The sequence below is a fragment of the Streptomyces sp. NPDC056160 genome, assembly GCF_042268205.1.
Classification (GTDB): domain Bacteria; phylum Actinomycetota; class Actinomycetes; order Streptomycetales; family Streptomycetaceae; genus Streptomyces.
Window position 1 is genome coordinate 1 of record NZ_JBHJUW010000034.1, and the last position, 26,207, is coordinate 26,207.

23 protein-coding genes are annotated in these 26,207 nt (G+C 71.6%); 7 read left to right on the top strand and 16 right to left on the bottom strand.

The features are described from left to right. Positions 1-238: 238 nt before the first annotated feature. Positions 239-772, bottom strand: coding sequence for an alkyl hydroperoxide reductase (locus ACFC02_RS15245; protein WP_376356657.1), 534 nt, complete (start codon positions 770-772; stop codon positions 239-241). A 3-nt stretch (positions 773-775) separates the two neighbouring features. Continuing rightward, positions 776-1,330 (bottom strand): peroxiredoxin, encoded by a 555-nt coding sequence (locus ACFC02_RS15250; protein ID WP_376356659.1) that lies wholly within the window; start codon positions 1,328-1,330, stop codon positions 776-778. Positions 1,331-1,463: 133 nt separating this feature from the next. Here ACFC02_RS15250 and ACFC02_RS15255 point away from each other — a divergent pair, with 133 nt between their 5' ends. Continuing rightward, positions 1,464-2,423, top strand: coding sequence for a LysR substrate-binding domain-containing protein (locus ACFC02_RS15255; RefSeq protein WP_376356661.1), 960 nt, complete (start codon positions 1,464-1,466; stop codon positions 2,421-2,423). A 133-nt stretch (positions 2,424-2,556) separates the two neighbouring features. Here ACFC02_RS15255 and ACFC02_RS15260 read toward each other — a convergent pair whose 3' ends face one another. The 5 genes from ACFC02_RS15260 to ACFC02_RS15280 form a co-directional block, all read right to left on the bottom strand. Further along, a complete protein-coding gene (locus tag ACFC02_RS15260) occupies positions 2,557-4,863 on the bottom strand; it encodes an FtsX-like permease family protein (RefSeq protein WP_376356760.1) in 2,307 nt (768 codons plus the stop codon). A gap of 83 nt (positions 4,864-4,946) precedes the next feature. Next, complete coding sequence (locus tag ACFC02_RS15265; RefSeq protein WP_376356663.1) at positions 4,947-5,636, bottom strand: ABC transporter ATP-binding protein; 690 nt, start codon at positions 5,634-5,636, stop codon at positions 4,947-4,949. Beyond that, a complete protein-coding gene (locus tag ACFC02_RS15270) occupies positions 5,633-6,157 on the bottom strand; it encodes a PadR family transcriptional regulator (RefSeq protein WP_360976022.1) in 525 nt (174 codons plus the stop codon). The genes ACFC02_RS15265 and ACFC02_RS15270 overlap by 4 nt, the downstream gene beginning before the upstream one ends. 225 nt (positions 6,158-6,382) lie before the next feature. After that, positions 6,383-6,688: a hypothetical protein gene (locus tag ACFC02_RS15275; protein ID WP_376356665.1), complete on the bottom strand. Its 306-nt coding sequence runs from the start codon at positions 6,686-6,688 to the stop codon at positions 6,383-6,385. Continuing rightward, positions 6,685-7,626, bottom strand: a complete 942-nt coding sequence (locus ACFC02_RS15280; protein WP_376356667.1) for an SPFH domain-containing protein — start codon at positions 7,624-7,626, stop codon at positions 6,685-6,687. The genes ACFC02_RS15275 and ACFC02_RS15280 overlap by 4 nt, the downstream gene beginning before the upstream one ends. Positions 7,627-7,895: 269 nt before the next feature. Between ACFC02_RS15280 and ACFC02_RS15285 the strand changes: the two genes are divergently transcribed. Further along, positions 7,896-10,304: a transglycosylase domain-containing protein gene (locus ACFC02_RS15285; protein WP_376356669.1), complete on the top strand. Its 2,409-nt coding sequence runs from the start codon at positions 7,896-7,898 to the stop codon at positions 10,302-10,304. Positions 10,305-10,407: 103 nt separating this feature from the next. Here ACFC02_RS15285 and ACFC02_RS15290 read toward each other — a convergent pair whose 3' ends face one another. The 5 genes from ACFC02_RS15290 to ACFC02_RS15310 all read right to left on the bottom strand — a co-directional run bounded on the left by ACFC02_RS15290 (position 10,408) and on the right by ACFC02_RS15310 (position 17,701). Then, positions 10,408-12,618 carry a SpoIIE family protein phosphatase gene (locus ACFC02_RS15290; RefSeq protein ID WP_376356671.1) on the bottom strand — a complete coding sequence of 737 codons (2,211 nt, stop codon included), beginning with the start codon at positions 12,616-12,618 and terminating at the stop codon, positions 10,408-10,410. A 293-nt stretch (positions 12,619-12,911) separates the two neighbouring features. Next, complete coding sequence (locus ACFC02_RS15295) at positions 12,912-13,604, bottom strand: DUF402 domain-containing protein (protein WP_376356672.1); 693 nt, start codon at positions 13,602-13,604, stop codon at positions 12,912-12,914. Between the two features lie 74 nt (positions 13,605-13,678). Further along, positions 13,679-15,064: a class II fumarate hydratase gene (locus ACFC02_RS15300; protein WP_376356674.1), complete on the bottom strand. Its 1,386-nt coding sequence runs from the start codon at positions 15,062-15,064 to the stop codon at positions 13,679-13,681. A gap of 121 nt (positions 15,065-15,185) precedes the next feature. Further along, positions 15,186-16,562, bottom strand: coding sequence for an FAD-binding oxidoreductase (locus tag ACFC02_RS15305; RefSeq protein ID WP_376356676.1), 1,377 nt, complete (start codon positions 16,560-16,562; stop codon positions 15,186-15,188). Between the two features lie 173 nt (positions 16,563-16,735). After that, complete coding sequence (locus tag ACFC02_RS15310) at positions 16,736-17,701, bottom strand: antibiotic biosynthesis monooxygenase (RefSeq protein ID WP_376356678.1); 966 nt, start codon at positions 17,699-17,701, stop codon at positions 16,736-16,738. A gap of 136 nt (positions 17,702-17,837) precedes the next feature. On the opposite strand from ACFC02_RS15310, the gene ACFC02_RS15315 reads away from it, so the two are divergent. Next, a complete protein-coding gene (locus tag ACFC02_RS15315) occupies positions 17,838-18,404 on the top strand; it encodes a nucleoside deaminase (protein WP_376356680.1) in 567 nt (188 codons plus the stop codon). Between the two features lie 73 nt (positions 18,405-18,477). Here the strand turns inward: ACFC02_RS15315 and ACFC02_RS15320 are convergent, their stop codons facing one another. After that, positions 18,478-20,148, bottom strand: a complete 1,671-nt coding sequence (locus ACFC02_RS15320; protein ID WP_376356682.1) for a fumarate hydratase — start codon at positions 20,146-20,148, stop codon at positions 18,478-18,480. 195 nt (positions 20,149-20,343) lie between these two features. Here ACFC02_RS15320 and ACFC02_RS15325 point away from each other — a divergent pair, with 195 nt between their 5' ends. Both ACFC02_RS15325 and ACFC02_RS15330 read left to right on the top strand, forming a co-directional pair. Further along, complete coding sequence (locus tag ACFC02_RS15325) at positions 20,344-21,018, top strand: DUF1707 domain-containing protein (protein WP_376356684.1); 675 nt, start codon at positions 20,344-20,346, stop codon at positions 21,016-21,018. 99 nt (positions 21,019-21,117) lie between these two features. After that, positions 21,118-21,495 carry a WhiB family transcriptional regulator gene (locus ACFC02_RS15330; protein WP_360975986.1) on the top strand — a complete coding sequence of 126 codons (378 nt, stop codon included), beginning with the start codon at positions 21,118-21,120 and terminating at the stop codon, positions 21,493-21,495. Between the two features lie 230 nt (positions 21,496-21,725). On the opposite strand, the gene glpX is transcribed toward ACFC02_RS15330, so the two are convergent. Further along, complete coding sequence (gene glpX / locus ACFC02_RS15335) at positions 21,726-22,760, bottom strand: class II fructose-bisphosphatase (protein ID WP_376356687.1); 1,035 nt, start codon at positions 22,758-22,760, stop codon at positions 21,726-21,728. Positions 22,761-22,886: 126 nt separating this feature from the next. Between glpX and ACFC02_RS15340 the strand changes: the two genes are divergently transcribed. Beyond that, positions 22,887-23,411, top strand: a complete 525-nt coding sequence (locus ACFC02_RS15340) for a DUF4245 domain-containing protein (protein WP_360975980.1) — start codon at positions 22,887-22,889, stop codon at positions 23,409-23,411. 125 nt (positions 23,412-23,536) lie between these two features. Here the strand turns inward: ACFC02_RS15340 and ACFC02_RS15345 are convergent, their stop codons facing one another. Together ACFC02_RS15345 and xseA are read right to left on the bottom strand one after the other, a co-directional pair. Further along, a complete protein-coding gene (locus ACFC02_RS15345; protein ID WP_376356689.1) occupies positions 23,537-23,785 on the bottom strand; it encodes an exodeoxyribonuclease VII small subunit in 249 nt (82 codons plus the stop codon). After that, complete coding sequence (gene xseA, locus ACFC02_RS15350; RefSeq protein ID WP_360975974.1) at positions 23,782-25,002, bottom strand: exodeoxyribonuclease VII large subunit; 1,221 nt, start codon at positions 25,000-25,002, stop codon at positions 23,782-23,784. Before xseA ends, ACFC02_RS15345 begins: the two co-directional genes overlap by 4 nt. A gap of 150 nt (positions 25,003-25,152) precedes the next feature. Here xseA and ACFC02_RS15355 point away from each other — a divergent pair, with 150 nt between their 5' ends. Continuing rightward, positions 25,153-26,169 (top strand): 4-hydroxy-3-methylbut-2-enyl diphosphate reductase, encoded by a 1,017-nt coding sequence (locus ACFC02_RS15355; protein WP_376356692.1) that lies wholly within the window; start codon positions 25,153-25,155, stop codon positions 26,167-26,169. Positions 26,170-26,207: the final 38 nt, after the last annotated feature.

A 26,207-nucleotide genomic window follows, 5' to 3' on the forward strand; every position in this document is an offset into this window, starting at 1 on the left:
CCGCCGGACGGCCCGGCCCAGCAGACGCCGGCCCTCGCCGAGGAGCAGTAGCCGGGCGCGGAGGGCGCCGCGTGCGCGTGTCGAAGCGCCGGCCGCCCCGCGGCCCCGCGCCTCGCGGCCCTGCGTCCCGCGGCTGCGCGCCCAGCTCCCGCCGCCCCCCGGCGACGGCGGCGCCGGAACGTCGAAGGCTCCACCCGGACAGAGGGTGGAGCCCTTTCGGCGAGTTGTCGCCGCGGAGTCACTCCGCGAGGACGGCCTCCGCCTCCAGCGTCACGCCGACGGCCTGGATCACCGAGGCGATCTTGAAGGCTTCCTGGACGACCTCGCGCTCGACGCCCGCCTTGCGCAGGACCTGCTCGTGCGAGTCCAGGCACATGCCGCAGCCGTTGATGGCCGAGACCGCGAAGGACCACAGCTCGAAGTCGGTCTTGTCGACGCCGGGGTTGCCGATGACGTTCATCCGCAGGCCGGCGCGCAGGGTGCCGTACTCGTGGTCCGACAGCAGGTGCCGGGTGCGGTAGAAGACGTTGTTCATCGCCATGATCGCGGCCGCGGACTTGGCCGCGGTGTACGCCTCCGGCGAGAGGTTCGCCTTGGCCTCCGGCTCCAGCTCACGCAGGACGATCGGCGAACGGGAGGCGATGGCCGTGGCCAGCACCGTGCCCCACAGCTGCTGCGCCGGCAGGTCGCTGTTGCCGATGACCGAGCCCAGGTTGAGCTTGAGGTCCTTGGCGTAGTCCGGGACGGCGGCCTTCAGGGAGTCGAGGGACATGCCTCACTCACCAGCCAGCAGCGCGACCGGGTCGAGGGTCTCGTCGCCCTTGCTCCAGTTGCACGGGCACAGCTCGTCCGTCTGGAGCGCGTCCAGGACCCGCAGGACCTCCTTGGGGTTACGGCCGACCGAGCCCGCCGTCACCATGGAGAACTGGATCTCGTTGTTCTGGTCGACGACGAAGACCGCGCGCTTGGCGAAGCCGTCCTCGTCCTCGATGCCCAGCTCGCGCATCAGCTCGTGCTTGGAGTCGGCCATCATCGGGAAGGGCAGCTCGAGCAGGTCCGGGTGGTCCTTGCGCCAGGCGTGGTGGACGAACTCCGAGTCACCGGAGAAGCCCAGGACCTGGGCGTCGCGGTCGGCGAACTCGTCGTTCAGCTTGCCGAAGGCCGCGATCTCGGTCGGGCACACGAAGGTGAAGTCCTTGGGCCAAGCGAAGATCACCTTCCACTTGCCCTCGTAGGTCTTGTGGTCGATCTTCTCGAACTCCTTGCCCTTCTCCAGCGAGACGCAGGCGGTCAGTTCGAACTCGGGGAACTTGTCACCGACAGTGAGCACACGCTCTCCTTGCAGCGAAGAAACACCGGCTTTGCCCGTGTTTCCCATGGGTTGGACCTTGATGATGTTGGCACAGAGTCAATTGATTACGGAAATAGCTACACTCGGTCGTGTTGATCGGAGGTAGTTATCAGTGACCGTCGGTAATGCCGCGAGGCGCCGGACCCTGCCCAGCCTCTCCCAGCTCCGCGCCTTCGCGGCCGTCGCCGAGCACCTGCACTTCCGGGACGCCGCCGCCGCGATCGGCATGAGCCAGCCCGCGCTCTCCGGCGCCGTCTCCGCCCTGGAGGAGACCCTCGGCGTCACGCTCGTCGAGCGTACGACGCGCAAGGTGCTGCTCTCGCCCGCGGGCGAGCGTCTGGCCGTACGGGCCAAGGCGGTGCTCGACGAGGTCGGCGCCCTGATCGAGGACGCCGAGGCGGTCCGGGCGCCCTTCACCGGCGTCCTGCGGCTCGGCGTCATCCCCACCGTCGCGCCGTACCTGCTGCCCACGGTCCTGCGCCTCGTCCACGAGCGCTACCCCGACCTCGACCTCCAGGTCCACGAGGAGCAGACCGCGAGCCTGCTGGAGGGGCTGTCCGGCGGGCGGCTCGACCTGCTGCTGCTCGCTGTGCCGCTCGGTGTGCCCGGCGTCACCGAACTCCCGCTCTTCGACGAGGACTTCGTGCTCGTCACGCCGCTCGACCACCGGCTCGGCGGCCGGGAGGGCATACCGCGCGAGGCGCTGAAGGAGCTGAACCTGCTGCTCCTCGACGAGGGACACTGCCTGCGGGACCAGGCCCTGGACATCTGCCGCGAGGCCGGGCGCGAGGACGCCCCGGTGACCACCACCGCCGCCGGACTGTCCACCCTCATCCAGCTCGTCGCGGGCGGCCTCGGCTGCACACTGCTGCCGCGCACGGCCCTCAAGGTGGAGATCTCCCGCAGCAACCAGCTCCTCACCGGCTACTTCGCCGATCCGGCCCCGGCCCGCCGCATCGCCCTCGCCATGCGCACCGGCGCGGCCCGCGGCGCGGAGTACCGCCAACTGGCAGCCGCCCTGCGCACCGACCTGCGGGCCCTGCCCGTGCGCGTCCTCGCCGCCGACGCCTGAACCGGCGGCGCCGGCCGGGGCACCCGAGGGGCCGGTCCCCGCGGCGCGGCAACGCTCGCGGGACGCGTCCGGGCCCCTTCCCCTCCCGCACGGGAGAGGAAGGGGCCCGGAGCGATCGGGGACCGGCCGGACGTCACTCCGTGCGCAGGCCCTCCGGGCGCATCATGCGCAGCAGCGGAGGCAGGCTGAGCACGGCGACCGCGAGGGCGATGCCCGCGCCCATGCCGGTCATGGTCAGCACGCTCGGCCAGTCGATGCCCACCGCCGTGCCCGTCATCCTCAGCAGTACCGCGCCCAGCGTCAGGCCCACGGCCAGCGACAGCAGCAGCCCGAGGGTGATCGGAACCGCCGTCTGCCACAGCACCGACAGGCTCAGCGTGCGCCGCCGGGTGCCGAAGGCGACCAGCGCCGACAGCAGCTTGCGGCGTTCGCGCAACTGCTCCAGCTGGGAGACGAGCAGGCTCGCGCCGATCAGCGCCAGCACGCAGACCGCGCCGACCAGCAGTCCGGTGCGGATGGACGAGAACTTCTTGGACTGCTCACTGCGTGTCCAGACCGTCACGTCCGCGAACGGGTCCACGGCCGCGGCGGTGTTGCGCACGTACTCGTGCACGTCCGCCACGGATTCGTCGATCGAGAGGTAGACCTGGGCGGCGGGCTGTCCGGCCGCGGCCGGCATCGCGCCCCGCGTCAGCAGGAAGCCGCCGTGCTCCATACCGGTGGGGTCCGTGATGGCGCGGACCTTCCTCAGGTCGCGCGGCACCGTCCACCGCACCTCGTGGGCGGGTTCCATCCCCTGGGAGGTGTCCAGGTACAGCTTCTTGCCGGGCTTGGCCAGGGCCGGGGTGTCCGAGTCGTAGTCGGCGCCCTGGACTGCGAAGGCGTCGCCGTCACGGCAGGAGGGCAGGGCCGCCACCTCGCGCAGCGCCGCGCAGTCGCCGATGGTCACCTCGGAACTCTGCTTGGGGCCGTCGGGCGAGTTGTGCGTCGTGCTGCCGACGTTGGCGTTGGCCAGCCCGACGGCCTTGCGCACCCCTTGCGTCTTCCTGAACTTCGCGAGGGCCGGGTCGATCGCGACCCCGTGCGAGAGCTGCACCTGGACCTGCGCCCGGCCGAGGTCGTTCTTCGACGCCTTGGTGTAGTCGCTCTCGACCCCCGCGAAGAGCATCTGCAGGGCGATCGCACCGGCCACCGCGACCGAGATGCCGTTCACCGTGCGGGCGGCGGTGCCGCTGCTCAACTGGAGCCGTCGTACGGCCAGCTGCCAGGAGACCGAGCCGCGGCCCAGCCGGGCGACGACCGCCTCCACGATCCACGGCAGCAGCGCGGTCACGCCGATCAGCAGCAGGATGACACCGCCGGAGACCATGTACTGGTTGAAGTCGCCGTCGTTGCGTCCCTTGCCGATCATCGGGGCGAGCAGCGCCAGACCGGCCACCGGCAGCAGCAGCCGCCACCACAGGCGGCGCCGGCTGGGCTTGGCCGTGCGGACCACGCCCAGCGGCTCGATGACCACCCCGCGCAGCGCGAGCAGGGTCACCAGCACCGCCGCCGTCGGGACGGCGATCGCGACCAGCGCGGCCAGCACGGGCGAGGGGTTGAGGTAGCTGGGGAACACGCTGATGCCGACGACCTCCAGCGACCCCGCGAGCTCGCGGCCGAGCAGGAAGAAGACCGCGCCGAAGACCAGCCCGAGCAACGAGCCCGCCAGGGCCTCGCCCGCCGCGATCCGCCGGGTCATCCGGCTGTCCGAGCCGACCAGCCGCAGTGCGGCAAGCCTGCGGTCGCGCCGCTCGCCGCCGAAGCGCACGGCCGCCGTGATGAACACGGCCACCGGCATCAGCAGCACCACGAAGACGACCAGCACCAGCAGGATCAGGACCGGGTCCTGGCGCTCGGGCACCGGGTTCGGGGAGCCGTACTCACTGATCCGGGCCGTCTGCCAGCCGTTGATGTGGGGAGCCAGGCCCTCGGCGCCGGCGTAGTAGGCGAGTTCCTGCGAGCCGATGAGCCCGCTCTCGCCGATCGTCCCGGTGATCCGGTAGGGCAGCCGCTCGCGCAGCAGCTTGCCGTCGTCGGAGGCGAGCAGCTTCTTCAGCGCGGGGGAGACCACCATGTCACCCGGCGCCGGGTAGCTGCTCAGGCCGGGCGGGGCCGGCGCGCGCGGCCCCTCGGGTTCCACCAGCCGCCCGCGGATCTCCTTCTCGCCGTACTCCGAGTTGATGTCGGAGATCACGAACGTGTTGTCGGCCTTGGGCTTGGTCTTCTGGCTGTACGTGTAGTCGGAGCGGGCCTTCTCGCGTTCGTGCCGTACCGACAGCGCGCTCGGGATCGCGGTCGTCAGCAGCAGCAGCGCCACGCCGAGCCCGACGCCGACGGCCGTCAGCAGGACCCGGGTCCAGCCCTCGCGCCCGCCGGTGAAGGCGAACTTGGCGCCCATGCGCAGGTCGCTCGTCCACCTGTGGAGGAAGGATGCGGCGGGCGGCGCCTCGGGCCGGGCGACGGCGGGCGGCGGGTGGACACTCATACGATGCGCTCCATGTCCCGGGACTTGCCGTCGCGGACGACGATCTCGCGGTCGGAGTACGCGGCCACCCGCGCCTCGTGCGTGACCAGCACCACGGCGGCGTTGGTGGAGCGGGCGGCCTCGGTGAGCAGTTCCATCACGCGTTCGCCGTTGAGCGAGTCGAGCGCGCCGGTCGGCTCGTCGGCGAAGAGCACCCGAGGGCTGGTGACCAGCGAGCGGGCGACCGCGACGCGCTGCCCCTGACCGCCGGAGACCTCGCCGGGCCGCTTCTTGCCGAGGTCGTCGACCTCCAGCCGGCTCATCCAGGTCAGCGCGGTGCGCTCGGCCTCCTTGCGCGGGGTGCCGTTCAGCCGCAGCGGCAGGGCGACGTTCTCCACGCAGGTCAGCTCGGGCACGAGCTGGCCGAACTGGAAGACGAACCCGAACTCGGAGCGCCGCAGCGCGCTGCGCTGGCCGTCGGACATGGTGGACAGTTCACGGCCGTCGTAGAGGATCGAGCCGGAGTCCGGGGTGACGATCCCGGCGAGGCAGTGCAGCAGCGTGGACTTGCCGGAGCCGGAGGGGCCCATCACGGCGACGACCTCGCCGGGGTGGATGGAGAACTCGGCGCCGTCCAGCGCGGTGGTGGGGCCGTAGTCCTTGCGCAGGTTCTCGGCCGACAACAGGGAGCCGGGGGGAGGAGTCACCGGGTCACCGCCTCACGGAGTTTGTCGAGGCGCGCGGCGGTGAGTTCGAGCCACCGCAGGTCGGCCTCAAGGTGGAACAGGGCGTGGTCGCAGATCAGCTGGTCGGCCAGGTCGCCCTTGCGCTTGCGGTCGGTCAGGATCCGCATGCTGCGCAGGTGCTCGGCGCGCTGCGTGTCCAGGACGTCGGCGGCGTCGCGCCGGGTGAGCAGGGCCAGGACGACCTTGGTGTAGAGGGTCGACTGGAGGTACGGCTCGGGCTTCTCGGGCGTGGCCAGCCACTGCTCGACATCCGTGATGCCGGCTTCGGTGATGGCGTAGCGCTTGCGTTCGGGGCCGCCGCCGGCCTCGATGCCGTCGACTTCGACGAGACCGTTCTTCAGCAGCCGCGACATCGTCGAGTAGACCTGGCCGTAGTGCAGCGGCCGGTCGTGACCGAACGTCTCGTCGAAGGCGCGCTTGAGGTCGTAGCCGTGGCGCGGCCCGGACTCCAGGAGCCCCAGGAGGGTGTGACCGATGGACATGCGGAGCACTCTACACACCGTGTATACGCACGATGTATACGCCCGGTGTGCAGTGGCTGGCCCGGTGTCAGCAGTGAGGGTGACTTCGCAGGTGGGAGGGGATTGTCACGGTTCCGCTACGGGCGGGGGCGGCCTTTCGCCCCCGCCTCCGCCGCCGCTTCGGCCGGCAGTGCGACCGCGTCGGCCGGAGGTGGCGGCGGGGGCGTCGGGGGGTGGCGATGGTGGCTACCGCGGCCTCGGCGGAGTGCCCCGCGGGGGCCGGCCGCGGCGCGGGAGGGGGCCCGTCTCGCCGGGCAGGCGGCCCGCTTCGGCGAGGGCGCGGCGCAGCAGGAACTCGATCTGGGCGTTGGCCGAGCGCAGTTCGTCCGACGCCCAGCGCGCGAGCGCGTCGTAGACCGACGGGTCCAGCCGCAGCAGCACCTGCTTGCGCTGCTGCGGCCGGCGCCGGGGAGCGGCCCCGCCGGCTCCCTCGACGCCCTCGGCCCCCTCGGCCCCCTCGCCCTCCTCGGACGGATCCGTCGTGGACGTCACTGGTAGAGCGTTCCCGTGTTGAGGACCGGCTGCGGTGCCCGGTCCCCGCACAGCACCACCATCAGGTTCGACACCATCGCGGCCTTCCGTTCCTCGTCGAGTTCCACGATGTCCTGCTCGGCGATCCGGGCGAGTGCCGCCTCGACCATGCCGACCGCGCCGTCCACGATCTCCCGCCGGGCCGCGACGACCGCTCCGGCCTGCTGGCGCTGGAGCATCGCGGAGGCGATCTCGGGAGCGTACGCGAGGTGGGTGAAGCGCGACTCGATGATCCGCACCCCGGCCGCCGCCACGCGCGCGTGCAGTTCGACGGCGAGCTTCTCGGTGATCTCCTCGGCGTTGCCGCGCAGCGACAGGCCGCCCTCGTCGTGGGCGTCGTAGGGGTACTCGATGGCGATGTGCCGCACGGCCGCCTCGGTCTGCGTGGAGACGAACTCCAGGTAGTTGTCCACCTCGAAGGAGGCCTGCGCGGTGTCCTGGACCTTCCACACCACGACCGCGGCCAGCTCGATCGGGTTGCCGTAGGCGTCGTTGACCTTCAGGACGGCGGTCTCGTGGTTGCGGACCCGGGTGGAGATCTTCTCCCGGGAGGTGAGCGGGTTCACCCAGCGCAGGCCGTCCTCGCGGATGGTGCCCCGGTAGCGCCCGAAGAGCTGCACGACCCGTGCCTCGCCCGGCGCCACCATGTTCAGCCCCGCCATGGCGAGCAGCGCCGCTATGCCGACCAGGACGCCGACGACGATCAGCGCGGCCTTGGCGCCGCCGGATGTCAGGCCCCCGCCGGCGGCGACCAGCGCCGCGGCGACCAGCAGCCCGAGCAGGCCGAGCAGCAGCGCCAGCCCGCCCTTGATGCTGTGCGCCGCGAACTCCCGCACCTGCGGTGCGGGCATCTCGGGTGCGTCGGCCGTGGCCGCCGCGGACGGAGTGGATGCGGACATGGGAGGTCCCCCGTTCCTCGTGGTCGGTGCGAGCAGCAGCCGTAGTAGCTTCTGCCTATCTAAGTGATATCACTTTAACGGCTCGCAGCAACCCCCGAACCCTCCCGGACGTCGGTTCACTTGAGGGCGGGTGCTGATTCTCACGTCCCCAAAAGCCCGGATCGCGGGCCGTTTGTCACAGAGAGCGGTGTTAGTTTTCTGAGCTGACCTGAACGACGTACGCCAGTGACAGCCGAGACATCCGAGACGGAAGCGGAGCGAACGGACGCATGGGACGAGCGGAAGACAGACGTGCGCGACAGCGCGGTGGCCGCCGCGCGGCGCCCAGGCGCTCGTCCGGGACGCCGACGACCGGCATCGGGGACGGGGCGGGGAGCGGCGGCGCCACGGGCGGCCGGGCCGCCGCCCGGCGCGCGGCCCGGCCCGCCAAGGCGAAGAAGAGCGGCATACGCCGCCTGTTCACCTGGAAGAAGATCCTCGGCACCGTCCTCGGCGTCTGCCTGCTCGGCATCGGCGCCTTCGTCGTGCTCTACATGATGGTGGACATACCCAAGGGCAACGCCGCCGCCGAACGGCAGAGCAACGTCTACAAGTACAGCGACGGCACCATCCTGGCCCGCGACGGCGAGGTCAACCGCGAGAGCGTGTCCCTGGACAAGGTGCCCAAGGACGTCCAGCACACCTTCGTCGCCGCCGAGAACAAGTCCTTCTACCACGACTCCGGCGTCGACCTGAGGGGCACGGCCCGCGGCCTGCTCAACACCCTGACCGGCAAGGGCACCCAGGGCGGCTCGACGATCACCCAGCAGTACGTCAAGAACTACTACCTCACCCAGGACCAGACCGTCACGCGCAAGCTGAAGGAACTGGTCATCTCCCTGAAGGTGGACCGCAGCGAGACCAAGGACGAGATCCTCGCCGGTTACATCAACACCAGCTACTACGGCCGCGGCGCCTACGGCATCCAGGCCGCCGCCCAGGCCTACTACCGCGTCGACGCGCAGCACCTGAGCGTCGAACAGGGCGCCTACCTCGCCGCGCTGCTCCAGGCGCCGAGCCAGTACGACTGGGCGGTGGCCGGACCCAACGGCAAGCGGCTGGTGCAGGCCCGCTGGAACTACGTGCTCGACAACATGGTCAAGCAGCACTGGCTCGACGCCGGCAAGCGCCAGGCCATGAAGTTCCCGGTACCCAAGGACCCCAAGGGCGCGCCCGGCCGCGAGGGCCAGAAGGGCTACCTGATCGACCTCGCCAACAAGCAGCTGGAACAGCAGCTGATGCAGGAGCAGGGCATCACGCAGTCCCAGGCGGAGGCCGCGGTCGTCGACCGGGGGTGGACCATCACCCTGAACATCGACCGCAAGAAGCAGTCCGCGCTGGAGGGGTCGGTCAAGAAGCAGCTCACCGGCAAGCTCGACCCGAAGAAGCGCAAGGTCGACGCCAACGTCCAGGCCGGCGCGGTCTCCGTCGACCCGAAGACCGGGAAGATCGTCGCCCTGTACGGCGGGCAGGACTACTTCAAGCACTACATCAGCAACGCGACCCGGCGGGACTTCCAGCCGGCCTCCACGTTCAAGCCGGTCATCCTGGCCGCCGCCATGGACGAGGGCGCCAAGACGCAGGACGGCCTGCCCATCGACGCCAACACCGTCTACGACGGCACCAGCGAGCGCCCGGTCGTCGACCACGGCAGCAAGGTCGGCTTCGCCCCGCCCAACGAGGACGACGTCAGCTACGGCAACATCACCGTCCAGTCCGCCATGAACAAGTCCGTCAACTCCGTCTTCGCGCAGATGGGCGTCGACGTGGGCATGGAGAAGGTGATGGCGACCGCGGACAAGCTCGGCATGGACACCAAGGGCATGCAGGCCGTGCCCGCCCAGACCCTCGGCTCCATGGGCGCCAGCCCGCTGGAGATGGCCGGGATCTACGCCACCCTCGACAACCACGGCAAGAAGGTCACCCCGAGCATCGTGGCCTCCGCGGAGAACCGGACCCGCAAGGTCTCCATCGCCGACCCCGTCGGCGGCCAGGTCATCAGCCGCGAGGCCGCCGACACGGTCACCTCGGTCCTGACCGGCGTGGTCGACGACGGGACGGCGAAGACGTCGGTGGCCGACAACCCGCTGCGCGAGGGCCAGCAGGTGGCGGGCAAGACCGGTACGTCCGACAACAACTGGTCGGCCTGGTTCAGCGGCTACACGCCGGACCTGGTCACCTCGGTCGGTCTGTTCGGTGAGAACCCCAAGACCAGCAAGCACACCACCATGAGCGGCGCCACCGGACTCATCCCTGGCAGTGGCCGCATCAACGGCGGCGGCTACCCGGCGCAGATCTGGGCCGGGTACACCTTCGGCGTCATGGGCGACACCAGCAAGTTCGACCTGGACACTACGCAGGGCGCGGCCAAGCAGTCGCCGAGCCAGACACCCTCGATGACCCAGTCGCCGAGCCACTCGCCGTCGATGTCGCCCAGCCACTCGCCGACGCCGCCGTCCCACTCCGCGAGCCCGCCGCCGCCGTCCCACTCGGCGAGCCCGCCGCCGCCGAGCCACTCGCCGTCGACGCCGCCCAGCCACTCGGCGTCCCCGCCCGACCCGTCGAGCAGCGGCTCGGTGGAGAACCCGCTGAACCCGAACGACCAGCACCACACGCATGACGGGTTGCCCGGGCAGTAGCCGACGGGGAAGGCCGGGAGGACGACGGGAGAAGGCCGGGAGGACCGGGGCGACGCCCTCGTCCTCCCGGCCTTCTCGCGCCGCCTCCGGCCTCGCCGTACGGTCAGCCGCGGTGCAGCTCGAACCAGACCACCTTGCCGGTGCTCAGCCGGGTCGCGCCCCAGCGCCGGGCCAGTTTGTTCACCAGGTACAGGCCCCGGCCACCCTCGTCCGTGGCCCGCGCCTGCCGCAGCCGGGGCAGCTGCGGCACGTCGTCGCCGACCTCGCAGCGCAGCACGTCCGTGCGCAGCAGCCGCAGCGTCACCGGACGGGAGGCGTACCGCACCGCGTTGGTGACGACCTCGCTGACCAGCAGCTCCACCGAGTCCGTCAGCTCCTCCAGGCCCCAGCGGGACAGCGCCCGGCGGGCCAGCCGACGGGCCCGCGACGGCGCGGAGTCCTCCGGCTCCAGGAACCAGTACGCCACGTCGCTCGGCGCGATCCCGTCGAAGCGGGCGGCGAGCAGCGCGATGTCGTCGTCCCGGTCGCCCGGGCCGAGCATGTCCAGCACCTCGTCGCACAGGGCTTCCAGCGGCGGCGGATGGTCCGGGCCGGTGAGCTGCGCGGTCGCCGCCAGCTTCTCCCGCAACTGCTCTATGCCGGTCCACACGTCCCGCAGCCGCGACTCCACCAGGCCGTCGGTGTACAGCAGCAGCGTGCCGCCGGCCGGCGCGTCCAGCTCCACCGCCTCGAAGTCGACGCCGCCGACGCCGATCGGCGCGCCCGGCGGCACCCGCAGCACCTCGGCCCGGCCGCCCAGGTGCAGCAGCACGGGCGGCGGGTGACCGGCGTTGGCGATGGTGATGCGGTGCGAGACCGGGTCGTAGACCGCGTACAGGCAGGTCGCCATGCGGTCGGTGCCCAGGCGCTGCGCCTGCTCGTCCAGGTGGTGCAGCACCTCCTGCGGCGGCAGGTCCAGGCCCGCGAGCGTCTGCGCGGTCGTCCGCAGCTGCCCCATGATCGCCGCCGACGTCATGGAGTGCCCCATCACGTCGCCGACGACCAGGGCGACCCGGCTGCCGGGCAGCGGGATCGCGTCGTACCAGTCGCCGCCCACCCGCGCCGTCTCGGCGGCGGGCAGATAGCGGGACGCCAGCCGGACACCCGTCGGACGCGGCAGCGTCTCCGGCAGCATGGTGCGCTGCAACTCGTCGGCGATGTACGCCTCACGCCCGTACAGCACCGCCTTGTCGACGCCGAGCGCGCTGTGCGTGGCCAACTGGGCGGCGACCAGCAGGTCGTCGGCCTCGAAGGCCGGACGGTCGGGGCGGCGCAGGAAGAGCGCGGCGCCGATGACGCGGCGCCGCCCGCGCAGCGGGGCGAGGATCGTGCGCTGCCCGCCGGGCACCGCCAGCTCCGAGTCCGGGCCGAGGAGTTCGGCCAGCGCGGCCCCCGCGGACGGGGTGTCCGTGAACACCGGCCGCACCCCGCGCAGCACCTCGCCGAGCGCGCTGCCGGGCCGTACCTCGCACAGCTCGTTGGTGACCACGGACAGCTCGGCCGGCTGCTCGGGCGCCGGCACGGGCATGATCCCGGCCTCCAGGTCCCGCTCGGCCGGGATCCGGTCGGTGCGGCGCAGCCGCAGCACGAGCGGGCCCACCGGCCGCTCGTCGCCCACCGGCAGCGGCTCGCGCAGATAGACCAGGATCGCGTCGGAGAACGTCGGCACGGTCGCCCGGCACAGCCCCATGACGATCTCGTCCAGGTCCATGCCGCGCGCGATGCGCCGCGTCGCCGCGCCCACGAACCGGAGCCGGTCGCCGTCGCGGCGCATCGGCAGTGGCCGCCCCGGCGGCAGGCCCTGCCCGGTCCGTCGGTCCTGACCGTCCGGGGCGCGCCGCTCCCGGCCGCCACCCCCGCCCGCCGCTGCGGGAACGGCTTGCGGAGACTGCGCGGGGTCCCCGCAAGCCGGGGGTTCCGTGCCGTCGGCGGTCCGCGCCGCCGCGTCCGGCTGGGCGGGGATGCCCTCCGGAACGGGACGCGGCCGGTGCGCGTCGGGCTCGGCCGACGCGGGCTGGGAATGCTCGGAGGCGGGCCCGGTCGGGCCGGCGGCGGCGGTCGCCGTGCCGGGGCGCGCGGAAGCCTCCGGGGGCTCGCCCGCCACGCCGGGCACACCGGGGCGCGGGATCGCGCCCTCCGCGCGCGACTGCAGCGGTAACGCCGCCTGAGGCGGTTCGGGGGCGCGCAGAAGCGCCCCAGGGGGTTCCGTTCGGTCGGCGCCCGGCTGGGGGCGTTCGAAGGAGGTCGGCTGCTCCGTCACGCGTGTCGCATCCATCCGTCCGGGGCCGCGCGACGGGCGCGCGGTTCGTCCCGCCGAAGAGCCGATACCCGGAATACATGCCCCAGGAACGGATTTCCGGCGTGGTCAGAGGCTGTTCCTGTGCCACCGGCGGGCCGTATGCGCCCCGCTCGGGTCGTGCCCTCGTACCCCTCGCTCACGTCCTGCCGCCCCTCGGTGACATACGGTCAGACTCTCCGCCGGCCGCGGGAGTTGCGCCGGCCACGTGCCCCCCTGCGCCCTTGCGGAGGACGATCCTACGTTTCCTGTCCGGGGGCGCATCAAGGGTCTCATGAGGACACATGCGCGGGCGTACGGTCCCAGTCCTGTGGCAGTGACGGTACAGCCCAGGAGGGATCCGGGCGCCAGTCCTGCCAGTCGTCACGGAACGGAGACCCCCAGGCGCGGATCACCTCCACCGCCAGGCGGCCCGCGGCCCGCACGCGCCCGGCCAGCGCGTCGTCCACCAGACCGTCCCGCTGCGCCTGCGCGAACTCGTCCTCGTCGCGCCAGTCCCAGCTGCGGTCCGGCTGCACGGTGATGTCCAGGAAATGGTCCTCGGAGTCGACGCCGCCCGCCCAACGGGCCAGCGGCTCCTCCAGGTTCACGTACCAGTTCTTGAACCGCCAGCCCGGCTCCCAGAACAGCCACACCGACCAGGGCTCACCGGGCCGGGCCAGCTTCAGCACGCCCGTGCCGAACCAGCGGTCCCGCTGCACCGCACGGGGCTTGGTGTAGCGGGTGGCCAGCGGTTCCAGGTGCACGGGCGTGCCGTCGGCGAGGACGGGCCTGACGCACTCGGTGCCGGGCGCCAGCCACACCGCCAGCAGGTCGGCGTCGTCGCGCACGACGGTCACGGGCCGCGCGATGTGGAGCCCCGGCCCGCCGTTCTCCCGGTAGCGCCACAGGACGTGACTCCCGGGCGCCCAACGGGCCGTCGCACCGCGTGCCGTCACATCTCTCACCGCTCCGTCGTCTGCCATGCACAGATATTAGGTGTCATGGCCATCGGCCGCTGCGGTCGGCGTGACGGACGGTGCCCGTGCGCCCGACCTCTTCAGGGGCGCGTCATCCGCAGTACGTCCAGCGCCTCGTCGAGCTGCGCGGCGGTCAGGTCGCCGCGCTCCACGTACCCGCTCTCCAGTACGACCTGACGGATCGTCTTCTTTTCGGCGAGCGCCTTCTTGGCGACCTTCGCGGCCTCCTCGTAGCCGATGTACTTGTTGAGCGGCGTGACGACGGAGGGCGAGGACTCGGCGTACTCGCGAGCCCGTTCCCGGTGTGCGGTGATGCCGTCCACGGTGCGGTCGGCGAGCAGCCGGGAGACGTTGGCGAGCAGCCGGATCGACTCCAGGACGTTCTTGGCGATGACCGGCAGCATGACGTTCAGCTCGAAGTTGCCGGCGGCGCCCGCGGTGGCGACCGTGGCGTCGTTGCCGACGACCTGCGCGGCGACCATCAGGACGGCCTCGGGCACGACCGGGTTGACCTTGCCGGGCATGATCGAGGATCCGGGCTGGAGGTCGGGCAGGGAGATCTCGGCGAGCCCGGTGCGCGGCCCGGAGGACATCCACCGCAGATCGTTGGCGATCTTCGTCAGGCCGACGGCGATGGTCCGCAGCTGCCCGCTGGTCTCCACGACGCCGTCCCGCGCGCCCTGCGCCTCGAAGTGGTCGCGGGCCTCGGTGAGCGGCAGCCCCGTGACGCGGGCGACCTCCTCGATGACGGCGGCGGGGAAGCCGGGCGGGGTGTTGATGCCGGTGCCGACGGCGGTGCCGCCCAGCGGCAGCTCGGCCAGCCGGGGCAGGGAGGCCCGCAGCCGCTCGACGCCGTACCGCACCTGGGCCGCGTACCCGCCGAACTCCTGGCCCAGGGTGACGGGCGTGGCGTCCATCAGGTGGGTCCGCCCCGACTTCACCACGTCCGCGAACTCCGCGGCCTTGCGGCCGAGCGCGTCCGCCAGGTGTTCGAGGGCCGGGATCAGGTCCCGGGTGACGGCGGCGGTGGCGGCGATGTGGATGGAGGAGGGGAAGACGTCGTTGGAGGACTGGGAGGCGTTGACGTGGTCGTTGGGGTGCACGTCCCGGCCCAGGCGCTCGCTCGCGAGGGTGGCGAGCACCTCGTTGGTGTTCATGTTCGACGAGGTTCCCGACCCGGTCTGGAACACGTCCACGGGGAAGTGCTCGTCCCACTTGCCCTCGGCGACCTCCGCGGCCGCCTCCCGGATCGCCTCGGCGACCTCTTTGTCGAGCACCCCGAGTTCCGCGTTGACCTTGGCGGCGGCGCCCTTGATCCGCGCGAGCGCCTCGATGTGCGCCCGCTCGATCCGCTGCCCGGAGACGGGGAAGTTCTCCACGGCCCGCTGCGTCTGGGCCCGCCACTTGGCGTGCGCGGGGACCTGGACCTCGCCCATGGAGTCGTGCTCGATGCGGTATTCGCTCATACCGGGTACAGCGCGTCAGGGGATGCGGTTGTTCCGTCCGTTGAGCCGGACGGGGGCGGGCGGTGGGGCGGGGCGGCGCGGGCCGGTTCCGTGGGCGCTCGGACGGTGGGCGCGGCGCCGGCTACGGCGTGTCGTCGTCCGGCGACAGGTACGAGTGGAAGAGTCCTTCGGGGTCGTATCGCGCTCTCACGGCCCGCAGGCGCTGCCAGGCGTCCGGGGTGAAGGAGCGGCGGGCGCGGGACGGTGCCGCGGTGAGGTCCGTCTCGGCGATGTAGTGCCCTGTTCCGAGGGGTTCGACCCGGTGCATCGCTTCCCGCAGCCAGCCGGTGTTGGCGGTGTCCTGGCCGGGGTCCTCCCAGACGGCGTAGGGGACGGCGTAGCTCTCGCCGAGTACCGAGAAGGCCATGTCCTGCGTCGTCCGGCCCACCGGCGAGACCGGTGCGATGACCAGCGACCTGCCCGAAGGAGCCGAGTCGAGGGCCTTGGCCAGCCGGCTGAGCAGCGCGGGGAAGCCGGCGTCCGACCACAGGGTGTCCGCCGCGTAGCGCAGCCGTGGCGGCCACAGGGCGTCGGAGGAGGCGTACAGGGCCTCGTACGTCGTCGGCTCGTCCAGTTGCCGGGAGAGGGAGCGTCCGCCCAGGGGGCAGCGGTGCAGCGGGCGGAGGAACTCCTCGGCTTCCCGCCGTGACGAGGCGAAGGCGGTGCCGGTGACGGTCACCACTCGCGGGCCCGGCTCGGTGCCGGGGGCCGCCGCGGCGAGGGCGAAACCCAGCTCGACGCTCGGGGAGAGGCCGGGGGCCAGCTCGGCGGCCCAGTGCGTCGCCTCCGTGACGGCTGCCAGGGGGAAGGTCCACTGGGTGTGGGCGATCGCGCCGGGACGGGGGTACGGCTTGAGGTGGAAGGCGGTGACCGCGGCGAAGAAGCCGGGACCCGCTCCCCGGGCCGCCCAGAACAGGTCCGCGTGCTCGCTCTCGCCGCAGGTGACCGCCTCCCCGTCCGCGGTCACGGCTGCTATGCGCTCGACACCGGCGCACGCCGGCCCGTGGGTGCCGGAGTCCCAGCCGAGCCCGCCGCTGAGGAGGTATCCGCCGACGGCGACGGAGCCGCAGTGGCCGGCGGGGAAGGCGAGTCCGTGACCGCCGAGCCGCGAGATGAGCTGCCGGCCCGTGACACCGGGCTGCACCGTCGCCGTCCCCGAGGCGGGGTCGACGGCGCAGGCGCGCAGCCCGGACACGTCGATGAGCATGCCCCCGTCACGCAGGGGCGATGCGCACCAGCTGTGCCCTCCCGACCGTACGGCGACCCGGAGTCCCTCGGACCGGGCCAGGCGCACCGCTTCCACGACATCGCCGGCCGACGTCGCGCGCACGATGACGTCCGGGAACCGAGCCGGTGTGAGGGCGTTCCACGCCATGGTCCTGCGGATGTCCTCGTAACCGTCGTCGCCCCTGCGGACCGACAGGCCCCCGGGGGCGCGCCCCTGCGTGTGGCGGCTCATCATGTGACTCCTCGCCCCGGGCCCCGGCGCCCGCCCACGCCCTCGGGCAGCGAGGTTGCGGCGGCCGATACCGTGGACGACTCTGAAGGAGACGCCGGGAGACGCCATGAGGTCGTCGGAATCCTTCGGCGTGAGGACATGCTCGATCGCTTTCGTGCCGGTCGCGTGCGCCGCTATGCGGTGACGCTGAAAATCGCGAGGAGTGCCGCGTAGCAGGCGAGCACGACGGCCGCGCCCGCCAGGTCGGTGCGGCGCGACCGCGGCCGGTCGGGGGCCAGCCAGAAGGCCAGGCCGCGGTTGACCACCAAGGGCATCAGAAACCAGGTCAGAATTCCCACGCTCAGTACGTTTCCGACGAAAAGGCCGAGGAATCCCGCGACGCTGGCATGCGTGAGGGCGGCGGTCACGGTGAGGTTCAGCACCATGACGGTGGGATAGAGCGCGAGGAGAACGGACATGGCCTGCTTCCAGTTGGGGGGGACACCCGCCTCTTCCCCTCCGCCGAAACGGAACCACCCGCTGAAGGCCGACGCGATCTCGCGTACGTCGAAGTCGGCGAAGGAGTCCCGCCCCTCCTCCAGGAGTTTCCCGCGGACGTCCGACTCCAGCCACAGCTCCAGATGTTCGCGGCTGTCGAACCGGAACACGACGACCCACCGGTCCTGGATTCCCTCCACCGGCGCGAAGAGTTCTGATCCCATGAAGCCCCGGAACCTCTGCTGGGTCCTGAGGACCTTGTCCTGCCACCGCACGAAGTCCTGTTCGTGGCCCGGGCGTACCTTGTGCGAGATCACGGCCGTCACGGCTTCCTGAGCGGGCTGCCCTCCGCTGAGGACTTCCTGAACGGGCTCCTCCTCGAACAAGTCACGGCCCTCGTCCAGGAGTTCGCGGCGCGTCGCCGACCCGAGCCAGGAGCTCAGCCGGCCGACGTCCGAGAAGCGGAACAACACGACCCACTGGTTGTCCTCGGCACCGGGCGGGTACAGCTCCGTTCCCTCGAAGCCGTCGAAGTCGCGCACGGCCCCGTTCACTCGTTCCTGCCAGCGTTCGTAGTCGTCCTCGCGGCCGGGGACGACCTTCTGGGAGGTCATGACGGTGGCTCCGGCTCCACCACGTCCGCGGTTTGCGCTGACGCTCATGCGGAGTAGCCTAATCCTAAAGGAACTTATCAGACAAGAGGGGGAAATCGGGAATGGGGATCGGGGGCGGAAAACGGGATCAGGGGTAGGGGAATCCACACCCGAATGCCGGGGCGGGCGCGGAGCGGAGGTCGTGATGGGTCACAAGGAGTTCATGGCGGAAGCGGTGCGGCTGGCCACGGAGTCGGTGGAGCACGGCTGGGGCGGCCCGTTCGGCGCCGTGATAACCCGGGACGGCGAGATTCTCGCCCGCGGCCAGAACCGTGTCCTCCTGACCGGCGACCCGACCGCGCATGCCGAGATAGAGACCATCCACAAGGCGTCCCAGCTCCTCAACCCGGAGGCCCCCACCATCTCGGAGGACCACCAGAACGAGGGCATCCTGGAATACGTGCCGCGCCCCGAGGGCTCCCCCGACCCGGTCCCGGAGCGGGCCCGGATGCTCCAGGGCTGTTCGATCTACATCAGCGGCGCACCCTGCCCCATGTGCATGAGCGCCATCTACTGGGCGCGCATCGACAACGTCTACTTCGGCTGCGACCTGGACGCCACGCGGAAGATCGGTTTCGACGACGCCTTCCAGTACGAGGACTTCCGAAAGCCCCTGGACCAGCGCCGCATCCACATCGAGCAGATCCACCCGGAGCTGGGCGCGAAGGCGTACGAGGCCTGGGAGGCCAAGCCGGACCACCACCCGTACTGAACCCGCGCCGCGCGTCCGCGCGACGGGAGGAGCCCCCGGCGTTCGCCGAGGGCTCCTGGCGTGCGCTGCGGGGTCAGCCCAGGCCGGGCCCCCGCACCGGAATGCTCGTGAACGTCGGCTGCGGGGCCGGGTCCTGGAAGAAGTCGTTGCCCTTGTCGTCGACGACGACGAACGCCGGGAAGTCCTCGACCTCGATCTTCCAGACGGCCTCCATGCCCAGCTCCTCGTACTCCAGGACCTCGACCTTCTTGATGCAGTCCTGGGCGAGGCGCGCCGCGGGCCCGCCGATGGAGCCCAGGTAGAAGCCGCCGTGCGTGTCGCACGCGTCCGTGACCTGCTTGCTGCGGTTGCCCTTGGCGAGCATCACCTTGGAGCCGCCCGCCGCCTGGAACTGCTCCACGTAGGAGTCCATGCGGCCCGCCGTGGTCGGACCGAAGGAGCCCGAGGCGTAGCCCTCGGGGGTCTTGGCCGGGCCGGCGTAGTAGACCGGGTGGTCCTTGAGGTACTGCGGCATGCCCTCGCCCGCGTCCAGCCGCTCCTTGATCTTCGCGTGGGCGATGTCGCGGGCGACGACCAGCGGGCCGGTGAGGGAGAGACGGGTCTTGACCGGGTACTTGGTCAGCTCGGCGAGGATCGACTCCATCGGCTGGTTCAGGTCGATCTCGACGACGTCACCGTCCGACTCCAGGTGCTCGTCGGTCGTCTCCGGCAGGAACCGCGCCGGGTCCGTCTCCAGCTGCTCCAGGAACACACCCTCCGCGGTGATCTTGGCGACGGCCTGGCGGTCGGCCGAGCAGGAGACGGCGATGGCGACCGGGCAGGACGCGCCGTGCCGCGGCAGGCGCACCACGCGCACGTCGTGGCAGAAGTACTTGCCGCCGAACTGCGCGCCGATGCCGATCTTCTGCGTCAGCTCGAAGACCTTCTCCTCCAGCTCCTCGTCCCGGAAGCCGTGGCCGAGCGCGGAGCCCTCGGCGGGCAGGTTGTCCAGGTAGTGCGCGGAGGCGTACTTCGCGGTCTTCAGCGCGTACTCGGCCGACGTACCGCCGACGACGATCGCCAGGTGGTACGGCGGGCAGGCGGCCGTGCCCAGCGAACGGATCTTCTCCTCCAGGAACTTCATCATGGAGGACTCGTTCAGGACGGCCTTCGTCTCCTGGTAGAGGAAGGACTTGTTGGCGCTGCCGCCGCCCTTGGCCATGAACAGGAACTTGTAGGCGCCGCCGTCGGTGGCGTACAGCTCGATCTGGGCGGGGAGGTTGGAACCGGTGTTCTTCTCCTCCCACATGGTCAGCGGCGCCATCTGCGAGTAGCGCAGGTTGAGCTTGGTGTACGCGTCGTAGATGCCGTGCGAGAGGGCCTCCTCGTCGCCGCCCGCGGTCAGCACGTTCTGCCCGCGCTTGCCCATCACGATCGCGGTGCCCGTGTCCTGGCACATGGGCAGCACACCGGCGGCGGCGATGTTCGCGTTCTTCAGCAGGTCCAGGGCGACGAACTTGTCGTTCGCGCTGGCCTCCGGGTCGTCGACGATGCGGCGGAGCTGGGCGAGGTGGGCCGGGCGCAGGTAGTGCTGGATGTCGTGGATCGCCTCCTCGGCCAGCTTGCGCAACGCCTCGGGCTCGACCTTGAGGAACGTACGCCCGTCGGGTCCCTCGACGGTGGAGACGCCCTCGGACGTCACCAGCCGGTACGGAGTGGTGTCCTCACCCTGGGGGAGCAGATCGGTGTACGCGAACTCAGGCATCTCAGCCCATTCCTCACTCTACGGACGGCTGCCCGCCGACGCTGGCGGGCACCGACCAGCGTAGAACCTGCCGCCGACAGCGGGTCTGTGAGGTCCCGCTCAGTTCCCTCCGCCCCCTCCGCCCCCTCCGCTTCCGCTCCGCCGGCTTCCGCCGCAGAGGTGTCGCGATCTATCGTGTTTGGGTACGCTGCTGCCGTGGACCTTCAGAAGCAGACCGCGCCCCCTGCCACGGAGCTGCGCGCCTCGGACGCCGACCGTGACCGCATCGCCGACATGCTGCGCGACGCCCTCGCCGAGGGCCGCCTCACCGCCGACGAGCACGCCGAGCGCGTCGAGGGGGTGCTGAACGCCAAGACGGTCGGTGAGCTGGAGGTCTTCATCCAGGACCTGCCCGCCGCCCACCAGGGCCGCACCGCCCCTTCGTACGCCCCCAGGCGCCCGTCCGAGGAGGAGATACCCCGGCAGGCCGACGAGAACGTGGTGGCGGTGTTCAGCGCGGCCACCCGCAGGGGCCGCTGGCGCGCCGGGCGCAGGCTGCACGCGTACTCGATCTTCGGCAGCGTCGAGATCGACCTCAGCGAGGCGACCTTCGAGTACCAGCAGGTCGTCATCAAGGCCGTCTCGGTCTTCGGTGACGTCCAGATCCGCGTCCCGGAGAACGTGACGCTGCGCGGCACCGGCGGCGGCATCCTCGGTAACTTCGAGGTGGACACGCTGGACGCGGCCGACCCCGACGCCCCCGTCGTCTACGTCGACGGCTGGGCCGTCCTCGGCAACGTGGAGGCGCGGCCCAAGCGCGGCAAGCTTGTCGCGGACATCCTCGACCGGGTGCAGCGCAAGGTCGACAAGCATGTGCGCAAGCACCTGTGAGCAAACGGCCGGTTCACCACCGAGTGCATAGGCCCGCGTACAGCGGGTAGGCCTTGCTGCATCGTCTCTCGCTCGCGAAGCCGTCGTCAGGAGTAGACCGTGCTGCAACCGCCGCATTCGTCCCTGCAGGTCGCTGCCGTACCGGCCCAGCGGGCGCCGGTGCGAGACAGGGACCAAGACGCACCGTGGCACACCGAGGCGGTGTGCAGGCGCGACGAGGCCGGCCTGTTCTTCGCACCCTCGAAAGAACCCACGGCCGCGCGGCTGTCGCGCGAGGAGGCGGCGAAGCGCGTCTGTGCGCGCTGCCCGGTGATGGTCGAGTGCCGCGAGCACGCGCTGCTCCAGCCCGAGCCGTACGGCGTCTGGGGCGGCCTGACCGCCGCCGAACGCCGCGTGGTCCTGGCCCGCCGGCGGCGGCGCGACCTGGAACTGCAGAAGGTGGCCCACGCGACGGGCCGCATAGCGGCGGCGGGTTAGCCGGGAGCGGGTCCGCGGTCCGTCGGCCCGTAGGCCGTGGACCCGGGGCCCGTAGGCCGTGGGTTCGGCGCGGCTCCGTCGTTTCGCGGCCAGGGCCGCGCCCGTACGACGAGGGCCCGTACGACGAGGGCGCGTACGACGAGGGGGCGCCCCTCCGCACAGGGGGCGCCCCACGTCATGCCGGGCCCGCCCGGGCTGGGCCACCGGCCGTCAGCCGCCGGCCCTCCCGGCTACTTCGCGCGGTCGAAGTCGATCGCGCTGTACGCGCGCAGCTTGCTCAGCCGGTGCTCGGAGTCGATCCGGCGCACCGTGCCGGACTTGGAGCGCATCACGATCGAGTCCGTCGTCGCCGACTCCGAGCGGTAGCGCACTCCGCGCAGCAGCTCGCCGTCGGTGATGCCGGTGGCGACGAAGAACACGTTCTCGCCGGTGACCAGGTCCTCGGTGGTCAGCACCCGGTCGAGGTCGTGCCCGGCGTCGATGGCCCGCTGCCGCTCCTCGTCGTCCTTGGGCCACAGCTTGCCCTGGATCGTGCCGCCCAGGCACTTCACCGCGCAGGCCGAGATGATGCCCTCGGGGGTGCCGCCGATGCCGAGCAGCAGGTCGATGCCGGTGCCGTCGCGCAGCGCCAGGATGGAGCCGGCCACGTCGCCGTCGGAGATCAGCTTGATCCGGGCGCCGGTCTCCCGGATCTCCTTGATGATGCCCGCGTGCCGCGGCCGGTCCAGGATGACCACGGTGACGTCCTCGGGCGTGGCCCGCTTGGCCTTGGCGACCCGCTTGATGTTCACCGACACCGGCGCGTCGATGTCGACGAAGTCGGCGGCCTCCGGCCCCGTGACCAGCTTGTCCATGTAGAACACGGCGGACGGGTCGAACATCGCGCCGCGCTCGGCGGCGGCCAGCACCGCGATCGCGTTGGGCATGCCCTTGGCGGTCAGGGTGGTGCCGTCGATCGGGTCGACGGCGATGTCGACCTCCGGCCCGGTCCCGTCACCCACGCGCTCCCCGTTGAAGAGCATCGGGGCCTCGTCCTTCTCGCCCTCCCCGATGACGACGACGCCGTTCATCGAGACGGTGGAGACGAGGGTCCGCATGGCGCGGACCGCGGCGCCGTCGGCGCCGTTCTTGTCGCCGCGCCCGACCCAGCGGCCCGCGGCCATCGCGGCGGCTTCGGTCACGCGGACCAGTTCCAGAGCGAGGTTGCGGTCGGGAGCCTCGGAGGGGACATCGAGCTCGGACGGCAAGTGATGATGCTCGGTCATCGGAGCGCACCTTTCTGATACGACGACGGCCGGATGAGGGTTCTGGCCACGACTCTATCGCCGGATGGGCAGTATGAGCAGGGGACCCCACGGATGAGCGGATCGGACACCTGCGACGATAGGGGCGTGGCAGGTTCGAACGGCAAGCAGAAGACAGTGCGGGGCACGATCCTCTCCCTGATCGTGATCATGGCGACGGCCGGGGTCGTCTACCTCTTCGTCCCGCACGACGACCACGCTCCGGACATCAAACGGGTCGACTACCGCGTCGAACTGCTCACGGCACGCCGCGCCGCCTCCTACCCGGTGGCCGCACCGGAGGGCCTGCCCGAGACGTGGAAGGCCACCTCGGTCCGCTACCGGGCCGACCAGGGCGACAGCTGGCACCTGGGCTTCCAGGACCCCGAGGGCCAGTACGTGGCCATCGAGCAGTCCACGCAGAAGCGCAAGGACTTCATCGACGACGCCAGCCAGGGCTCCCGCGCCACCAAGGTCAGCCAGGAGATCGGCGGTCGCACCTGGACCCGGTACACCGGCGGCCGTTACGACGCCCTCGTGTCGGAAGGTGCCAAGGGCGACACGACGGTGGTGGCGGGCACGGCCTCCTTCGCGCAGCTGACGAAGATGGCGCAGGCACTGCGGACGTCCTGAGCGCCCGGCCGGCGCAGACCGTCCGGAACCCGGCGCTCAGGGCCGGTACGGGCCTCGAGCAGGGCCGGTGCGGGCCCGAGCGCCGACCGGCCCCTCCGCTGCGGCTCAGTTGCCGCGTCCGCCTCTCACTCCTCGTCCGCGCCTTCGCCGCCGTCCTGCGCGGCCTCCTCGGCCAGGGCCGCGTCCAGCCGGGCGCGGGCGCCCTCCAGCCACCGCCGGCAGACCTTGGCCAGCTCCTCGCCCCGCTCCCACAGGGCGAGAGACTCCTCCAGGCTCGTCCCGCCCGCCTCCAGGCGGCGGACGACCTCGATCAGCTCGTCCCGTGCCTGCTCGTAGCCCGGCGTCTCGTCGGCCGCCGGTGTCCTGCTCGTCATTCGCCCATCCCTGTGTCGACCCGAACCGTGAACTCGCCCTCGGCGACCCGTGCCCGCAGCGTCTCGTCCGCCGTCACCTCGCCGGGGTCGCGGACCACGTGACCGTCGGCCCGTTGCAGCACGGCGTACCCGCGCCGCAGGGTCGCGGCGGGGGAGAGGGCCACCACGCGCGCGTGGGTGTGCCCCAGCTCGGAGTCGGCGCGGTCCAGCAGGTGCCGCAACGTGCGCCGGCTCCGGTCCAGCAGCGCGGCCACGTGGTCGGCCCGCTCGTCGATCATGCGGTGCGGATCCTCCATGACCGGCCGGGAGAGCGCGTGGGCGAGTCCGCGCTCCTCCCGTTCGACGTGCGCCTGGGCGCACCTGCGCGCGCGGTCGCGCAGCTGTCGTACCCGCTCGGCCTCCTCGCCGACGTCCGGGACGACCTTCTTGGCGGCGTCGGTGGGCGTGGAGGCGCGCAGGTCCGCGACGTAGTCCAGCAGCGGGGTGTCCGGCTCGTGACCGATCGCGGACACGACCGGCGTACGGCAGGCGGCGACCGCGCGCACGAGCTGCTCGTCGGAGAACGGCAGCAGGTCCTCCACACTGCCGCCGCCGCGCGCCACGATGATCACGTCCACGTCGTCGAGCGCGTCCAGCTCCTTGACGGCCTGCACGACCTGCGGGACGGCGTGCACGCCCTGCACGGGCACGTTGCGCACCTCGAAGCGGACGGCGGGCCAGCGGTGCCGGGCGTTCTCCAGGACGTCCCGCTCGGCGGCGGAGGCCCGACCGCACACCAGTCCGATCAGCTGCGGCAGGAAGGGCAGCGGCTTCTTGCGCCCCGGCGCGAAGAGCCCCTCCGCCGCGAGGTTCTTCTTCAGCTGCTCCAGGCGGGCCAGCAGCTCACCGACGCCCACCGGCCTTATCTCAGCGGCCCGCAGCGACAGCTGCCCGCGCGGGGCATACCACTCGGGCTTGGCGCGAACGACGACCCGGGCGCCCTCGCCGACCACGTCCGCGACGGCGTCGAACACCTCGCGGTAGCAGGTCACGCCGACGGAGATGTTGTACGACGGGTCGCGCAGCGTCAGGAACACGACGCCCGCGCCCGGCCGCCGCGACAGCTGCGTGATCTGCCCCTCGACCCACACCGCGCCGAGCCGGTCGATCCAGCCGCCGATGAGCCGGGAGACCTCACCGACGGGCAGCGGGGCTTCGGGGGACGTGGAGACAGCCATGCCCGCGAGCGTAACGGTCGACACCGACAACGCGGGCGCACCCGCGAGCGCCCCGGGCCGCGGGGCGTGCGCGCCCCGCGCCCACCTCCCGGCTGCCGGGCCTGCGTGCCCACCCCTCGGGATCTTCGGCGCGCGGCGGGCGGCCTTACGATGGGGCGCATGACTGCTACGTCTGGCCGCCGTGTCCTGCTCGCCGCCCCCCGGGGCTACTGCGCGGGTGTGGACCGCGCCGTGATCGCCGTCGAGAAAGCCCTGGAGCAGTACGGGGCTCCGGTGTACGTCCGTCACGAGATCGTCCACAACAAGTACGTCGTGCAGACCCTGGAGAAGAAGGGCGCCGTCTTCGTCGAGCGGACGGAGGAGGTGCCGCCGGGCAACATCGTGATGTTCTCGGCGCACGGCGTGGCGCCCGTCGTCCACGAGGAGGCCGCCCGCGGCCGCCTCGCCACCATCGACGCCACCTGCCCCCTGGTGACCAAGGTCCACAAGGAAGCCGTCCGCTTCGCCAACGAGGACTACGACATCCTCCTGATCGGGCACGAGGGCCACGAGGAGGTCATCGGCACCTCCGGCGAGGCCCCCGACCACATCCAGCTCGTCGACGGCCCCGGGGACGCCGCGAACGTCGAGGTGCGCGACCCGTCGCGGGTGGTCTGGCTCTCCCAGACGACCCTGTCGGTCGACGAGACCATGGAGACGGTCGACGCGCTGAAGGAGAAGTTCCCCCAGCTGATCTCGCCGCCCAGCGACGACATCTGCTACGCCACGCAGAACCGCCAGCTCGCCGTCAAGCAGATGGGCGCCGAGGCGGACCTGGTCATCGTGGTCGGCTCCCGCAACTCCTCCAACTCCAAGCGGCTGGTGGAGGTCGCCAAGCTCGCGGGCGCGGACCAGGCGTACCTGGTGGACTTCGCCGACGAGATCGACGAGGCGTGGCTGGACGGCGTGAGCACGGTCGGCGTGACCTCGGGCGCCTCCGTACCGGAGGTCCTGGTCGAGCAGGTGCTCGAATGGCTGACGCAGCGCGGCTTCGAGGACGTGGAGATCGTCAAGGCGGCCGAGGAGTCCATCACCTTCTCGCTGCCCAAGGAGCTGCGCCGCGACCTGCGCGAGGAGGCGGCCGCGCTGTCCGCCGAGCGCGGCGGATCGGGTACGTCGGAGGGGTGAGCGGACCCGCCTCCCGCGCGGGGGACGCGGCAGGCGTG

Excerpts from the sequence above, each read along its gene's own strand:
- ACFC02_RS15245 (WP_376356657.1), bottom strand. The coding sequence starts at position 772 with ATGTCCCTCGACTCCCTGAAGGCCGCCGTCCCGGACTACGCCAAGGAC.
- ACFC02_RS15355 (WP_376356692.1), top strand. The coding sequence starts at position 25,153 with ATGGGGCGCATGACTGCTACGTCTGGCCGCCGTGTCCTGCTCGCCGCC.
- glpX (WP_376356687.1), bottom strand. The coding sequence starts at position 22,760 with ATGACCGAGCATCATCACTTGCCGTCCGAGCTCGATGTCCCCTCCGAG.
- ACFC02_RS15300 (WP_376356674.1), bottom strand. The coding sequence starts at position 15,064 with ATGAGCGAATACCGCATCGAGCACGACTCCATGGGCGAGGTCCAGGTC.
- ACFC02_RS15280 (WP_376356667.1), bottom strand. The coding sequence starts at position 7,626 with ATGTCCGCATCCACTCCGTCCGCGGCGGCCACGGCCGACGCACCCGAG.
- ACFC02_RS15345 (WP_376356689.1), bottom strand. The coding sequence starts at position 23,785 with ATGACGAGCAGGACACCGGCGGCCGACGAGACGCCGGGCTACGAGCAG.
- ACFC02_RS15315 (WP_376356680.1), top strand. The coding sequence starts at position 17,838 with ATGGGTCACAAGGAGTTCATGGCGGAAGCGGTGCGGCTGGCCACGGAG.
- ACFC02_RS15310 (WP_376356678.1), bottom strand. The coding sequence starts at position 17,701 with ATGAGCGTCAGCGCAAACCGCGGACGTGGTGGAGCCGGAGCCACCGTC.
- ACFC02_RS15260 (WP_376356760.1), bottom strand. The coding sequence starts at position 4,863 with ATGGGCGCCAAGTTCGCCTTCACCGGCGGGCGCGAGGGCTGGACCCGG.
- ACFC02_RS15295 (WP_376356672.1), bottom strand. The coding sequence starts at position 13,604 with ATGGCAGACGACGGAGCGGTGAGAGATGTGACGGCACGCGGTGCGACG.
- xseA (WP_360975974.1), bottom strand. The coding sequence starts at position 25,002 with ATGGCTGTCTCCACGTCCCCCGAAGCCCCGCTGCCCGTCGGTGAGGTC.
- ACFC02_RS15290 (WP_376356671.1), bottom strand. The coding sequence starts at position 12,618 with ATGGATGCGACACGCGTGACGGAGCAGCCGACCTCCTTCGAACGCCCC.
- ACFC02_RS15270 (WP_360976022.1), bottom strand. The coding sequence starts at position 6,157 with ATGTCCATCGGTCACACCCTCCTGGGGCTCCTGGAGTCCGGGCCGCGC.
- ACFC02_RS15285 (WP_376356669.1), top strand. The coding sequence starts at position 7,896 with ATGGGACGAGCGGAAGACAGACGTGCGCGACAGCGCGGTGGCCGCCGC.
- ACFC02_RS15305 (WP_376356676.1), bottom strand. The coding sequence starts at position 16,562 with ATGAGCCGCCACACGCAGGGGCGCGCCCCCGGGGGCCTGTCGGTCCGC.
- ACFC02_RS15320 (WP_376356682.1), bottom strand. The coding sequence starts at position 20,148 with ATGCCTGAGTTCGCGTACACCGATCTGCTCCCCCAGGGTGAGGACACC.